The sequence below is a fragment of the Aeribacillus composti genome, from assembly GCF_031760945.1.
Taxonomy (GTDB): domain Bacteria; phylum Bacillota; class Bacilli; order Bacillales; family Aeribacillaceae; genus Aeribacillus; species Aeribacillus composti.
Window position 1 is genome coordinate 3784446 of sequence record NZ_CP134501.1, and the last position, 15268, is coordinate 3799713.

Consider the following 15268-nt stretch of genomic DNA (forward strand, 5'->3'; position numbering starts at 1 on the left):
AAGACAGCCCAATCACCAGGATGGACTCACGGTTTGGAAAAATACGAATCTCTTCAATGAGTTGTTCCACACGCTCGGTAAGTCTCAAGCGGTTTTTGCAGCGTTTAGGAAACGCAAGAACAGCAGAGGCATCATCAAAGTCCGTGTATAATCTTCCATCACCTGATTGCGTACAGTTTAATTTCTGAGACATAAAATCACTCTGATGAGTTCAGGCCGCAAAGCGGCAATAACGCAAGTATGGAGTTGAATTTTCTACAGGTGCAGTCCGTCAATATGTATACATACATGAGAATACGTACATGAAGCTGAAGTGTTGAGGAAAATGTTCCGGAATGTTGCTCGATTATAAAATCTCCCCCTCGCATTTAAAATGGACAAGCACAATGGGCTTGTCTAAAAATTATTGTTTCTTTCCCTCTACTCTTTCACGATAAGATCCAGCTTTCGTTTTAGTTACAGTATCAACTTTGGAACATGTCTCCCTATCAGTTTCACCTGTATTCAAGGATGTCACATCCTTTTATATAGTCGATTTATCCGCTTATATGATTTATCCGATAAAATTCGCATGCTACACGGAAATAGACAATAATTGATTTTTCATTAAATTTTGTTTCCAACTTCTGATTAAAGGATAATCTTTGTAATCAACTTTATACATATTCCAATTTCCTTCTTTCATAGTTATTTAAGAATTTTTACAAAACAAAAAAAACAGCCTAACTAATTTAGTTAGACTGTTTATATATACAAACTTATTCAATTATAACACGATTTTGCAAACTTTATTAGACGGTCTAAAAGAAAACCATCGGTTCTCTTCCATGCATGAGAAATACTTTAATTAATGGCCTTACAGTAACTTTTTATCTTCATCACATACAATTTCAACTTGTTTATAATATCGACGACAGCGTTAAATACATTGAAAAAATTGAGAAACTATGATAAATTAGTAAAGAAACACATTTTGTTTAAATTATAAAAATAGTATCCCTATTATAATTATAAAACATAAATCCTCTTCAGTCAATCCCCATTTTTATTTTTTAAAGGAGTGCTTAATATGAATACAGAACTTCGGCAGGAGCAAGAACGATTGGACAGCATAATGGCGATCATTGTGGAGCAAATCGGCATGCTGGAAAACGAAACCTCCCAGCGTCGAAAAGAAGTGATTGATTTCCGCAAACATTTTTGGGATGACGTCAAGGTGAATACTGATACGTTCGACGATTATCTTGAGACGATCATCGCCTTGAGACAACAGGCGCAGAACCTGTCCGTGAGCCAAAGCACCCACAGACAAGCCTTCAAGAGGTTGTCCACCCTGCGCCGCATGCAGGAGGTGCCTTATTTCGGTCGAATCGATTTCATTGAGGAAGGGACTTCAGCTGCTGAACGAATCTATATCGGTATCTCCACGCTCACGGATACAAGCGGAGAGAACATACTGATCTACGACTGGAGGGCGCCGGTCTCGAGTGTCTACTACGATTACGCGCCCGGCCCGGCCGAATATACTACTCCTGGAGGCACAGTCCGCGGCATGCTGGAGAAAAAGTGGCAATATATCATCCGCGGCGGCGTTATCAAGTCGATGTTCGATACGAGTCTCACCATTGGAGACGACATTTTACAGCAGGTGCTTGGCAGAGTGACAGACAAACATATGCACAACATCGTGGCCACCATTCAACGGGAACAAAACCAGATCATCCGTCATGATCGCGGGCGGCTGCTCATCGTGCAAGGACCCGCCGGCAGCGGCAAGACATCGGCTGCCCTGCAGCGGATCGCTTACTTGCTCTACAAGTATCGGGATAAGCTGAGAGCCGATCAAATCATTTTATTTTCACCTAATTCGATGTTTAACAGCTACGTATCCAATGTGCTGCCCGAACTAGGCGAAGAGAATATGCAGCAGGTCACCTTTCAGGAATATTTGGAATATCGGCTGAGCAAAGAATTTCAAATCGAGGATCCATACGAGCAATTGGAATATATGTTGACTGAAGCGGATGACTCTTTATACCGGACTAGAACTGCGAGCATCCGATTCAAGGCATCAACCCGTTTCTTCGAGACGATTAAAACATACTGTAAGTCGCTGGAATTATCCGGCATGCTATTCAAAGATATTCTATTTAGAGGAAAACCGATCATCACCGCCAAACAAATCACAGAAAGGTTTTATAGCAGCGACACCTCGCTCCGTTTTCACAGCAGACTTGAAAAGCTGGCAGATTGGCTAAACAAGCAAATCGATGAAGCGGAGAAGCTTGAACGGACTAAGCCATGGGTGCAGGAAGAAATCGAGCTGCTTAGCAACGAGGATTATCATAAAGCTCATACTCTCTTACGGAAAAAACACGGCTTTAAAGCAGAAACGTTGAACAACTATGAGAACGAGATCGAAGCGCTGGGCCAATTGATCGTTCGCAAGAAGCTGAAACCGTTGCGCAAACGGATCCGAACGCTTCGTTTCATCGACATGAAGGGAGTATACAAGCAGCTTTTCGCCGATCCAACGCGGGTCAAACAGTGGATGGAAGGGGAAACACCCGAGGAGTGGGAGGATATTTGCCGATTGACTGTAAAAACGCTAGACGAAGGCAAACTGTTTTACGAAGATGCAACTCCGTATTTATTTTTGAAAGAGCTGATTCAAGGCTTTCAGACGAACGTCTCGATCAAACACGTGCTTGTAGACGAAGCGCAAGATTATTCTCCGTTTCAATTCGAATTTTTGAAGCGTTTGTTCCCTTCGGCGAGGATGACTGTGCTCGGCGACTTTAACCAAGCGATATTCGCTCATGCCAGTGAAACAGTCGATTTCCACACGCTTACCAGCCTATACGGACCGGATAAAACGGATTCGATCACCTTGACCCGCAGTTACAGATCCACAAGACAGATCATTGAATTTACGCGCGGACTCGTACCCGATGGCGAACGGATCACTGCTTTTGAACGCGACGGCGATAAGCCTGTGTTGACGAGAGTGTCCGATCAAGCTGAACTGCACCGCTGTATTGCTTCCAAAGTCGCGGACTTGCGGAAACGGGGATATAATACGATCGCGATTATATGTAAATCTGCTGCGGAAAGCACCGCCGCATACGAAGCACTGAAAAGAGTTGAAGATATAAAACTTGTGAAGAGCGGCTCTACCGAATATGAACAAGGTGTTGTCGTTATACCGGCGTATTTGGCGAAGGGCATCGAATTCGACGCCGTCATCATTTATAACGCTTCATCGCACGTATACGGCGTTGAGAGCCTGCGCAGATTGTTCTACACCGCCTGCACCCGGGCTATGCATTACTTGCAGCTTTACAGTGTAGGCGAACCGAGCCCCTTTTTACAGAACGTTGCGCCGGGTAGTTTCCTTCAGATCCCGGGTTAACACGAAACTGGTCTGGTGTCTGAAATGTATCACTGTCATTAAACGGCCATATATGATATAAAAAACCACTTGCCAGCATCCCTTCAATACCATACTCCGAGTTAGGCAACTTGTTTAATGGAAGGTAATGAAGGGATGTCAGCAGTGACTGAAATAATTATATCAGACATGTGAAATTATATATGATGTGTTAAAAGTTCTGTAAGCAGCAAGGTTCCGTAATTTTTCGGTAAAAGCTTTTTTACTAGGATATCGCGAACAGATCAATACACAATATCCAATTTATGCCCGGCGCATATATACACGGACGGTGATAGGCGCAAAGATTGCTACGATGGATGCAGCCCCGATGAGAGAGACGGCGAAATCTGAGCCAATAGTTCCATCATTGATCAGATCACGGACGGCAGTAATAATATGCGAAACTGGATTAATCTTCGCAAACCATTGGAGCCAATCGGGCATCGTCTTGACTGGCACAAAAGCATTGGAAAGAAACGTAAGAGGAAACAGCACAAGCATCGAGATTCCTTGTACGCTTGAAGCCGTCCGGGCAATCACGCCAAAAAAGGCGAAGATCCAACTGATAGCCCAAGAACACACAATCACAAAAACCCCGGCAATGACGACGTAACCCAGTCCTCCTTCTGGACGATAGCCCATGATATATCCCATCACAAACGTGAGCACTGTCGCAATGGTATATCGGATGGTGTCTGCCAACAGAGCTCCCGCCAACGGAGCAATGCGTGCAATAGGCAGCGACTTAAAGCGGTCGAACACGCCCTTATCCATATCCTCGCGCAGTTGGACTCCGGTCACAATGGATGTCGCGATGACAGTCTGCACGAGGATACCAGGAATGATGATCGGCAAATAACTATGCACATTTCCCGAGATCGCCCCGCCAAAGATGTAGGAAAACATTAAGGTGAAGATGATTGGCTGAAGCGTGACATCAAATAATTGCTCAGGCGTACGCCGAATCTTCAGTAAACCACGGTAGGCCATCGTCAACGAGTTGCACACTGCCTGTCCAAAGCTTGTATTGTTTTTTAGTTGACGCTTTGCAACTAGCTGATTAGAAGCATTTTTCATATCCTTACCTCCTCTGTTTCATCGAATGTCTCTGTTGTGTCCTCCCTCACACTATGACCAGTAATGGTTAAAAAGACCTCGTCAAGAGTCGGCTTCTGAACACTCAATTCAGACAAGCGGATCCCTGCCTCGCGAAGAGCGATCAGCAAATCCGTAACTCGGTCGGCGTCCGCCATCGGTGCCGTAATCTTTCCTGTTTCCAACGACACATTGGACCGGACTTTGAGCACCTGTTCAATAATTTGCCGGGCATTTTCGATATCTTTTACATTTTGGATTTTCAATTGCAGTGACGAACTGCCAACCGACGCTTTCAGCTCATCCGCTGTTCCCTCGGCAACGACTCGGCCGCGATCAATCACCGCGATTCGATCAGCTAGTTCGTCAGCCTCCTGTAAATATTGAGTTGTTAACAGTACGGTTGATCCCTGCTTGACCAATCGCCGGATCGTCTCCCACATTTGATTGCGCGTGCGTGGATCCAGTCCTGTTGTCGGCTCGTCTAAGAAGATGAGCGGCGGCTGTGCAATAAGGCTTGCTGCCAGATCCAGCCGGCGCCGCATGCCGCCGGAGAAATGCTTCAACGGGCGCTTCGCCGCTTCTGTCAAACCAAATTCCTCCAACAACTCCAGAGCTTTGCGCCTTGCCTCGGTACGGCTCAACCCTAGCAACCGAGAAAAGATGACTAGATTTTCGATCGCGCTGAGTGACTCGTCAACCGATGCATATTGACCAGTCACGCCAATCAACTGACGCACGATCTGCGGCTCCTTCACCACATCATAACCAAAAATGTATGCCGAACCTGCGTCCGGTCGCAATAAAGTCGCCAGCATTCTGACTGTTGTGGTCTTGCCTGCCCCGTTCGGCCCAAGCACGCCGTAGATTGTCCCAGCGCGCACATTCAAATTTACGCCGTCAACCGCACGTTTATCGCCAAAAGTTTTAACGAGTCCGTGCGCTTCAATAGCCCAATCACCATTGCTTGACACTGTTTGGTATCTATGTCCCATTTCATTTCCTCCTCTGCAACTAAGTACATTGGTGATGGTAACACCTTTTTATGAACTGAATATGAACAATGAATCCCCATGATGAAACATGTTAATGCTGGAAATTTGCCCGGCAAAAGCGTGAATCAGTTTTATACCGCTTATGGGCGTGGTTCATCCTAAATGGATCGGTGTCGCGTCCATAAACAACAATAGACATTCTTCTTTTGTCATCAATATCATATAGATCGTTATTGGTTTTCTCTCTGCTTATCCATCAAATTATTTTTTAGTAAAATATAATTCGCCTGATATAGTCACGTGGCAACAAATGCAGTAATTTTCATCAGAAAATTTAATGATCCGTGTTATTTATCCAATATATGTATATTTATAGGAAATAAATATGCAGAAGCTTTATATGAAGGAACCTGCCATTTATCATCTTTAAAAGAATGATCGAGCCAAGATTGGCGCAACAGATAAAGTTACTGAGGAAAAATAAGGTAGAATTTGAGGTATATTGAATGGTATAGAAGCTTTGGTGATATACAATACTGTGTTGGTAAATAAAATCAGAGGCAATTTGCAAAATAATAGCCCTTGCATAGAGGGTCTCCGTTAAAATGAAAATGCGATCCAACATTTGAAAGGAGAAACTCCATGCAAGAGCACATTCAATAGAAAAAGCAAACATTCAAAAACAATAGGCAGCGATTTTGTTCTTTGTATCTGAGTAATGATCACCCTTCAAATAGCTTTACAACACCGCAAGCCTTAGAAAAACGCGGTCATTATAACCATCCCATGTCCTTGGAAAGCTGTTGAGTTTTTCATCCTAACAAGCCTCGCAGCAGTTAGTAATCGTAAATTGGTTTTCCCAATCCTTGTTTCCTAAACGTTCCCGATACAATGGTCACTACAGAGCATGTCTCTGGATTAAATGACAGATTTTATCGTTTCTTTTAGCACTGAAACGGAATAATTAAATTGTTCTTTTTCCTTTTCGTTTAGTTCAATTTCGATTATTTCTTGAACACCGTTACGATTAAGCTTGGCAGGTACTCCAATATATACATCATTTTGTCCATATTCACCTTCTAGATAGGAAGATACTGTCAGGATACTATTTTCATTTTTAAGAATTGCTTTTGTAATTCGGACAAGGGACATTCCTATTCCATAGTATGTCGCCCCTTTTCGCTCAATGATATGATAAGCAGCGTCACGGACGTTTACGAAGATTTCCTCTAAACATTCTTTCTTTAAATCTTTCTTTCGCTCTAAAACATCATCAAGATTCTCTATTCCGATCTTGGCATGGCTCCAAACTGGAAGCTCGGTATCTCCATGTTCCCCTATGATAATTGCATGAATATTTCTTGAATCCACATTGAAATACTTTCCTAATTCAAATCTTAGACGTGCAGAATCTAAGACTGTTCCTGAACCAATGACGCGTTCCTTTGGCAGTCCTGACTCCTTCCAAGTGACATAAGTTAAGATATCTACTGGATTTGTTGCCACTAAAAATATGCCATTAAATCCACTTTTCATAATCTCTTTGATAATTTGTTTAAATATCCGCGTATTTTTCTCAACTAATTGCAATCGGGTTTCACCTGGTTTTTGTGCCAATCCCGCAGTAATAACAACTAAGTCCGCATCTGCGCAATCTTGATAAGAACCGCTCCATACCTTTATTGGCGAAGGTGCAAACGGCACTCCATGATTAAGATCCATCGCCTCGCCTTCAGCTTTTGCTTCATTTATATCAATTAAAACTAATTCCTCAACGACCCCCTGATTAATTAGTGAATAGGCATAACTGCAGCCTACAGCTCCTGTTCCAACGATTACAACACGATTTACTTTTTCTTTATTCATAGTTATACATCCTCCTTAAAATGTTATATGATTAAAATAGTAGCCAGCTAACTAATCCAATTACAGCAAGCAAACATAAACTATATTTTATTGTCACTTTAAATAAATCACTTTCTTTTCCTGCTAATCCAACTGCCGCAGCTGCAACAGCAATTGATTGAGGTGAAATCATTTTAGCCATTGTACCACCCATTACATTGACAGCAACCATCGTTTCAGGTGCTATTCCAATTTGTGAAGCAGTGACAGCTTGAAGTGGAGCAAATAAGGAACCGCTGTTTACAACAGAACCTGTTAAAAATACTCCTAACCACCCCAGCACTGGCGAGAATAAAGGAAATACCTTACCTGTTGAAGCAAATGCTAAGCCTAATGTTGATGACATGCCAGAGTAAGTACAAATATAAGCAAAAGCAAGCACACTGCAAATGGTTAGAACAGGTGATACTAATTCTTTTGAAGTTTCTTTTGCGATTTCTCTAAGCTGCTTATTGCTGCAGCGAAAAAGAATGCTTGCGACAATGATTGTCATTACAATCGCTGTTGTCGTAGATGAAAATAAATCCAACTTAAATACCGCAGCCATTGGAGCATCTTGCGTCACAATTGGTGCATGTTTTATAACTAAGTTGTCCAATCCTGGAATTGGAAACAACAACACTAGCTTTTCTAAAAGACCGCCTGGGAGAAACAATTTTTTAAAAAATGGTAGATTAAACAAAGTAACACATATGGTTAAAAATACAAATGGCAGCCAAGCATAAGCGATTTTCCCAAAAGAATACTTAATCTGCTTATCTACCGCTTTCTCTCTATTTACACGGTAAATTTCTTTAGGCTTCCATACTTGTAAAAATAAAGTTAATACTACTAAGCTCACAATCGCTGCAAAGATGTCTGCTAGTTCTGCCCCTAAAAAAGTGAGAACAAGTGCCTGTGTAAGCCCAAATGAACCCCCGCTTACTAAAATGGCTGGGAAGGTTTGTCTAATTCCTTTGAATCCATCAATGATAAATATCAGCAGGAATGCTACGACAATACTTAATGCAGGAAGGACCAATGCTGTATATCTTCCCACAACTAGACCATCCAAATTTGTAAGGAGGGCGGGAACAGTTACTGGAATCCCCATTGCTCCATATGCACCGCCTGCTATGTTTGCAATCAAACAAAGACCAGCTGCATATAACGGACTAAATCCAAGCCCTACTAAAATGGCTGCCGTTATGGCAACGGGTGCTCCAAATCCTGCAGCTCCTTCTAAAAATGCCCCAAATGAGAATGCCACAATAAGAACTTGCAATCTTTGATCCACTGTAATAAAAGAAATACTTTTTTCTATAATGGCAAATTTTCCGGTTTTTACTGTTATTTTATAAAGGAAAATAGCAGCAAATACGATTGATGCTACTGGCCATAAACCGACTAAAATTCCATATATCGCAGACATCAAAACTAAGATTGCAGGCATTTTATAAATAAAGACGGCAAAAATGCCTGCAGCAATTATGCTGAAAAGCCCTGCTATATAGCCTTTTAATTTAAATACTGTCAGCAAAACAATAAAAACGATGATAGGAACGGCAGCTATAATAGCTGAAAGCCATATATTTCCCAATGGATTATAAACTTGCTCCCATACATGCATCTTGTTCAGCCCCTATACTTTAAAATCGATGGAATGATTTTGTGATATATTTCACAATATGTATTACATCCTCCCCCTAAATTATTTATTTTGCTTACAAAGTTAGTATAACATCTGTTTGTGAAATTTTTCACAATATATATGAAAAAAATATGAACTTTTGAGACATGTCGAGTGCGGTAATCACTAAAGATACGGGAATTGGGATGACAAAAGAGGTTCAAATGCGCATATTTGAATGTTTCTATAAAGCCGATCCATCAAGAAACAGATCAAATGGCGGGAGTGGATTAGGACTTTCCATCGTAAAAAAATCATTGAAATGCATAAAGGTGATATACAGGTTGAAAGTTTACCTAAAGAAGGTACGGAAATAAAAGTAATATTACCAATAAACAATCCTGGCGCATAAAAGTGAATAAAAGATTACAATTACTTTCACAAGGATACCATTTTTTGAAAAACGGTATCCTTCTAGTTTCATTGAGAAAGAAAGTTGTTTAATCACTTCAAATTCTGGCAATTCTAGTGATATAGAAAGCACTTACGAAACCTCCTTATGTTTGTGTGGTAGCTAACATTATTGCCAGGTTTTCGTAAGTGTTTTCTTCTTTTTTGCCAAAATCACCAAAAGTAGTGATGAATCATACTTTTTTGATTCACTCCAATTCTAGGAGCAATTTAAGGCATTTTTTTGGTGAATATTAAATAGATATGAGAGATAGGAAGGACAAGTTATAACAACCTGTCCACCTCTTTCGACAATAATATTTAGCTATGTTTATAAAGGATATCCTTGATAAATCGGTACTATATGTCTGTTATTTTACTATTTTCGCCAACCATTTTTTATCAAGCACAACTTCAACTTTCTGCTTTACCACTATTTGTGGTACGGTTCACCGTAACGTTGGATAGGGTAGGAAGACAATAAACTAGGAGAGATAAGTATCTCTCCCTCTCCTATCTTTTAATTATAACTATTGCTTATGCACTTCATTCTCTTTATTTTCTTTCCACTTACCATATTGCTGCAACAACTTTTTTAGGTGTTTATATAAGTTCTCATGGCATCTTTTACTTCCTTTCTTATTGTTGACTGTTGTAATAAAATTGCCTCCTTTAGGTAAGCGTCAAATCTTGCACACCTTCTTGATGTGCTAATTTCATGAGATAATCTCCTCAAGATGAAATTGAAGGAGGTTTTTTTATGCCTAAGAATCCTGAATTACGAAAGGTTTGGGAACAACGAATCGCTGACTATCGTGAAAGCGGTCAAACTCAAGTAAACTGGTGCAAGGAAAATCAATGGAGTATTCACCAGTTTAAATACTGGTTAAGAAAAATTGAAAATCCAATAAAAAATCAAGGAAAGTCTACAAAATGGGCATCCGTTACCCTAGAAGATCATTCACAAACAGTTGAAAATTCATTACGGATTGAAATTAGTGGGATTTCAATTGAAGTAAAACCTGGTTTCGATCCGGCCTTTCTTTCAGAAGTGGTTAGGACGTTGAAATCAACATGTTAGTTGGTACAAGAGCTGAACGAGTTTACTTGGCAAAAGGAAGTACTGATTTGAGAAAATCCATTGATGGATTAGCTGCTTTGGTGAAAGAGGGATTTGATTTAGATCCCTTTTCATCAAGCTATTTTGTGTTCTGTAATCGAAAGCGAGATAAATTAAAAATTCTTCACTGGGACTATAATGGTTTTTGGCTTTATTATCGTCGATTGGAAAAAGGAAAATTTCAATGGCCAAATGAAAATGACACTGGAACGATACAAATTAGTTATCGGCAATTACGCTGGTTATTGGATGGTCTTGCAATGGAGCAAAAGAAAGCACACCCAGAAGTAAAGGCTAGAACAGTTATATGAATTTTTTACTTTTAACAAAAACCTTGGAGGAAAATAGCTAAAACCGTCGAATTATTACTACATGATGAAAAATTTAAAGAATCCTAACCAAAACCCATTTGAATTAATTGAAAAACTTCAACAGCAAATCGTTGAATTGACGGCGAAATTACAATGGTATGAAGAACAGTATCGTCTTAGTCAAAAACGAAAATTTGGCTCTTCAAGCGAAAAAACAAATCCTAATCAATTAGAACTACCTTTATTCAATGAAGCAGAGGTAGAGTCTAATGTAAAAGCCGAAGAGCCAACTGTTGAAACAATTACATATCGTCGTAAAAAGAAACGTGGTCAACGTCAAGCTACGTTTGAAAACCTGCCTATGGAAACGATTGAATATCGTTTACCCGAAGAAGAGCAGGTCTGTTCGTGTTGCGGTGAAAAAACACACGAAATGAGCACAGAAGTACGACAAGAATTAGTGATTATTCCGGCTCAAGTCAAAGTTTTAAAACACGTTCGATATGTCTATGGATGCCGTCATTGTGAGCGTAATGAAATAGAGACACCAATCGTTACAGCACCTGCCCCAAAATCTGTGTATCCAAAAAGTTTAGCTTCACCGTCAAGCATGGCATATATTATGAATCAAAAATATGTAGAGGGGCTACCTCTATATCGCCAAGAACAACAGTTCAAACGATTAGGTGTGATCTTATCCAGGCAAACCATGGCCAATTGGATGCTTTATGGTGCCGAAAAATGGCTTGCGCCAATTTATCAACGAATGAAAGAGCATCTCCTCTCTAAAGACATTCTACATGCGGATGAAACAACTGTTCAGGTTTTACATGAACCTGGAAGGTCAAGCACATCGAAATCTTACATGTGGCTTTATCGGACTGGAAGAGAGGATCCACCACTTGTCCTTTATGACTATCAGGAAACTAGAGCAGGAGAACATGCCAAAGAATTCCTAAAAGGGTTTAAAGGATACCTGCATGTCGATGGATATGCAGGATACCATAAGGTATCCGGCGTAACATTAGTTGGATGTTGGGCTCATGCCCGCAGAAAGTTCGATGAGGCTTTAAACGTACTTCCTGAATCCAAACGTCATTCAGCAGTCACAGCTCGGGAAGGACTCAATTTCTGTAATCAGCTATTTGCCATCGAGCGTGATTTGAAAGAATGTACACCAGAAGAACGATATAAAAAACGACTTAAACACAGCCAACCATTGTTGGAGGCTTTTTCAGCATGGCTAAAAACAGAGAAAAGCAATGTTTTACCAAAGAGTCTATTAGGTCAAGCCATTACATACTGCCTCAACCAATGGGAAAAACTCGTGGCATTTTTAGAGGATGGACGATTAGAAATCGATAATAATCGAAGTGAACGATCCATTAAACCATTTGTGATCGGAAGGAAGAACTGGATTTTTAGCAATACTCCGAAAGGAGCTAAGGCCAGCTCAATCATTTACAGTATTGTGGAGACAGCAAAAGAGAATAAATTAAATCCATTTTATTATCTTCGCTACTTATTTGAAAGGCTTCCCAATATGGATATAAGCAATATGGATGAGCTTGATCAACTACTTCCTTGGTCCAAAACAATTCCTTTGAATTGTCGGGTTTTTAATAACTTATCACAATAATAGTATTTAATCCCTATCATTAAAAGGTGGGGATTATTTTACGCTTACTATTGTTCCATGAAAGACCAATCAGGTTCACCTTTTTTGTTCATAGGCAATATGATCGTTTCATTTTTTAATCGTGTATTATTTATCTCACGATTAAAAGAATATTTATCTTTCAAACGATTTAAAATGGGAATGATAAATTGACTATTATACTCGTTTAAGTTTTCATTCTTTAATACAGTAACATGATCAGACGCTACGGTACCATTAGATTTCTATGAAATTGGAATATCTCTTATAATAAAAGGCAAATAGCGATGAATAAGTTGGTGAATTTAGTGGAAAAAATACGCCGATGGTATAGAAAAATTAAATTCCAGACTCGGGTCACCTTATTAATTAATGTGTTAATTTTTATTATATTTATTGCGTTATCGATTTACTTTCATTTTATGACGTCACAAAACATACGTGAAGAAATTGGTAACAAAGCTCTCGCTGTTGCGGAGTCACTTGCAACTTCACCTAGTATCATCGAGGCTTTCGATGAAGAAAATCCTACCGCTTCAATCCAGGACTATACGAACAAAGTCCAACAGAAGATCGATGCTCAATTTATCGTCGTCGGCGATCGCAATGAAATTCGTATTGCGCACCCAATTCCAAATAGAATCGGCAAGAAGATGGTCGGTGATGATAATGAACGTGCCTTGGAAAAAGGTGAATCATATACATCTCTAAAAGAAGGAAGTATCGGTCTATCAATTCGAGGAAAGGCCCCAATTATCAAAGACGGTGAAATTGTCGGTGTCGTTTCAGTTGGTTATTTATTAGATGAGGTAAACCGGCTCGTTTGGAAACAATATGTACCTATTTTAATCTTGTTATTTATTTTTTTAGTAATCGGAATATTTGGTTCCTACCTTATCGCTCGTCATTTAAAACATATATTGCATAAGATGGAACCGGAGGAAATCGCCTCCCTCCTGTTACAGCGGGAAGCTATTTTAGAATCGGCTAAGGAAGGAATTATCGCTGTAGATTCAGACAATAAAATAACATTAATGAATATATCAGCAATGCATATTTTACAATTAGATGCGAAGATGATTGGTAAGCCGTTAGAAGAAGTTGTTTCTCTGCCTCTACTTCGCTATGCGACGGAAGAAATACCACCGGAGGATATGGAATACATGTTAAATAATGAGCCTGTTTTATTAAACGTCATGCCATTAAAGAAAGGTCACGAATTATACGGTGCAGTCGCTACTTTCCGTAAGAAAACCGATTTAGAAAAAGTAACCAAAGAGCTCACTTCAATTAAGCAATATTCTGAAGGCTTACGTGCTCAGACTCATGAGTTTTCAAATAAAATTCATACCTTATATGGTTTATTGCAATTAGAGCAATATGATGAGGCGAAACAGTTCATTAAAGATTTAAACGATACCTCGATTACATATTATCCTTCTTTAGATGAGCAAATTAAAGATCCCATTATCCAAGCTTTACTAATTGCAAAGTACAATATCGCTAATGAAAAAGGAATCTCCTTTGAACTCGAAGAAAACAGCCACTTAGACAAAATTACAAATGACAAAATACGTGACGTTATGTTAGTTACCTTAGGTAATTTAATCGACAATGCTTTTGCAGCTGTTTTATCAAAGGATACACCTTACGTTCTTTTGCACATAACCGACGTTGGTACCAATCTTATTATTGAAATTGATGATAATGGAGAAGGGATTCCTGAAATGATAATAGACCGTATTTTTGAAGACGGTGTTACAACAAAAGACCCTGCCCAACATGGAAAAGGTTTATATATCGTCAAGCAATCTGTCCATTCGGTGAAGGGTGAAATTATCATTGACGAAAGTGACTTAGGAGGAGCGAGATTTATCGTTTTTCTACCTAAGAAAGGAGAACATAAATGAGTATAAAAACGTTGATTATTGAAGACGACTTTCGTATCGCGAATATCCATAAGGAAATGGTTGAACAACTTCCGTTTTGTCACGTTGTTCATACGGCTCTAAATGCATCTGAGGCGATCGACTTTCTCTCTTCTGCCACGGATTTACCGGATATTATTTTGTTAGATATGTATATCCCTGATGTAGATCGAATTGAATTTCTAGAGCTATTGCGTAAACAATACCCGTATTGTAACATTATTATCGCATCAGCTGCTAAGGATCATCAAACGGTCAAAGCAGCGAAGTTACTCGGTGTTTATGATTATTTAATAAAACCAATTGATAAAAACCGATTACAAAAAAGCTTTCGTAAATTTCACGAGGAAATGGTTTTCGACAAAGAGGAATGGAATCAAGAAGATTTAGATAAGCTATTTAATATGAAAAACTCTAATAGAAAAGGCTTATCAAATAAGGGTTCAGAACTCCCTATGGGAATTGATCAATTAACATTAGAAAAAGTAAAAGCTACGTTGTCTACTTTCAATCAAAACTATATTACTGCACAATTATTAGCTAAAGAAATTGGGATAAGTCGCTCAACAGCTCGGCGTTACTTAGAATATTTAGATGCAGAAAAACTCGTCGAAGCTACAGTGCATTACGGCCAGGTAGGAAGACCACAAAGAATTTACATACTTCGTGAACAAAATAAACAAAACTAGTTTTATTTTGTTAATAAAATATATTCATGGAATATTTCCACTCTCTATGTAAGCGGGTACAATGTTTTTTGAACGT

At 39.5% G+C, this 15268-nt stretch carries 11 protein-coding genes and 2 pseudogenes; 7 read left to right on the forward strand and 6 right to left on the reverse strand.

Going from position 1 to position 15268, the window contains the following annotated elements:
- Positions 1-16 precede the first annotated feature (16 nt).
- A pseudogene (locus RI196_RS18775) lies at positions 17-139 on the reverse strand (IS256 family transposase); the annotation flags it as partial.
- A 930-nt stretch (positions 140-1069) separates the two neighbouring features.
- On the opposite strand from RI196_RS18775, the gene helD reads away from it, so the two are divergent.
- Positions 1070-3412: an RNA polymerase recycling motor HelD gene (helD, locus tag RI196_RS18240; RefSeq protein ID WP_066251807.1), complete on the forward strand. Its 2343-nt coding sequence runs from the start codon at positions 1070-1072 to the stop codon at positions 3410-3412.
- Between the two features lie 282 nt (positions 3413-3694).
- Here helD and RI196_RS18245 read toward each other — a convergent pair whose 3' ends face one another.
- From RI196_RS18245 to RI196_RS18260, 4 genes are all read right to left on the reverse strand, one after another.
- Positions 3695-4510 (reverse strand): ABC transporter permease, encoded by an 816-nt coding sequence (locus RI196_RS18245; RefSeq protein WP_311066696.1) that lies wholly within the window; start codon positions 4508-4510, stop codon positions 3695-3697.
- Positions 4507-5523 (reverse strand): ATP-binding cassette domain-containing protein, encoded by a 1017-nt coding sequence (locus RI196_RS18250; RefSeq protein WP_311066697.1) that lies wholly within the window; start codon positions 5521-5523, stop codon positions 4507-4509. The genes RI196_RS18245 and RI196_RS18250 overlap by 4 nt, the downstream gene beginning before the upstream one ends.
- Before the next feature lie 918 nt (positions 5524-6441).
- Positions 6442-7389 (reverse strand): L-lactate dehydrogenase, encoded by a 948-nt coding sequence (locus tag RI196_RS18255; RefSeq protein ID WP_130158235.1) that lies wholly within the window; start codon positions 7387-7389, stop codon positions 6442-6444.
- A 31-nt stretch (positions 7390-7420) separates the two neighbouring features.
- The gene (locus tag RI196_RS18260; protein ID WP_311066698.1) at positions 7421-9037 is read right to left on the reverse strand and encodes a lactate permease LctP family transporter; all 1617 of its coding nucleotides are present in this window, start codon (positions 9035-9037) and stop codon (positions 7421-7423) included.
- A 224-nt stretch (positions 9038-9261) separates the two neighbouring features.
- Here RI196_RS18260 and RI196_RS18265 point away from each other — a divergent pair, with 224 nt between their 5' ends.
- The 4 genes from RI196_RS18265 to tnpC all read left to right on the forward strand — a co-directional run bounded on the left by RI196_RS18265 (position 9262) and on the right by tnpC (position 12557).
- Positions 9262-9414 (forward strand): hypothetical protein, encoded by a 153-nt coding sequence (locus tag RI196_RS18265; RefSeq protein WP_375338774.1) that lies wholly within the window; start codon positions 9262-9264, stop codon positions 9412-9414.
- Between the two features lie 833 nt (positions 9415-10247).
- Positions 10248-10568, forward strand: a complete 321-nt coding sequence (gene tnpA / locus RI196_RS18270; RefSeq protein WP_311066699.1) for an IS66 family insertion sequence element accessory protein TnpA — start codon at positions 10248-10250, stop codon at positions 10566-10568.
- A complete protein-coding gene (gene tnpB, locus RI196_RS18275; protein ID WP_003352857.1) occupies positions 10562-10918 on the forward strand; it encodes an IS66 family insertion sequence element accessory protein TnpB in 357 nt (118 codons plus the stop codon). Before tnpA ends, tnpB begins: the two co-directional genes overlap by 7 nt.
- Positions 10919-10979: 61 nt before the next feature.
- Positions 10980-12557, forward strand: a complete 1578-nt coding sequence (tnpC, locus tag RI196_RS18280; protein WP_094245431.1) for an IS66 family transposase — start codon at positions 10980-10982, stop codon at positions 12555-12557.
- Positions 12558-12604: 47 nt separating this feature from the next.
- On the opposite strand, the pseudogene RI196_RS18695 reads toward tnpC, so the two are convergent.
- A pseudogene (locus RI196_RS18695) lies at positions 12605-12748 on the reverse strand (restriction endonuclease subunit S); the annotation flags it as partial.
- A 114-nt stretch (positions 12749-12862) separates the two neighbouring features.
- Between RI196_RS18695 and RI196_RS18285 the strand changes: the two are divergent.
- The gene (locus RI196_RS18285) at positions 12863-14485 is read left to right on the forward strand and encodes an ATP-binding protein (RefSeq protein WP_311066700.1); all 1623 of its coding nucleotides are present in this window, start codon (positions 12863-12865) and stop codon (positions 14483-14485) included.
- On the forward strand, positions 14482-15192 hold the full coding sequence (locus RI196_RS18290) for a response regulator (protein WP_311066701.1): 711 nt from the start codon (positions 14482-14484) through the stop codon (positions 15190-15192). Before RI196_RS18285 ends, RI196_RS18290 begins: the two co-directional genes overlap by 4 nt.
- Positions 15193-15268: the final 76 nt, after the last annotated feature.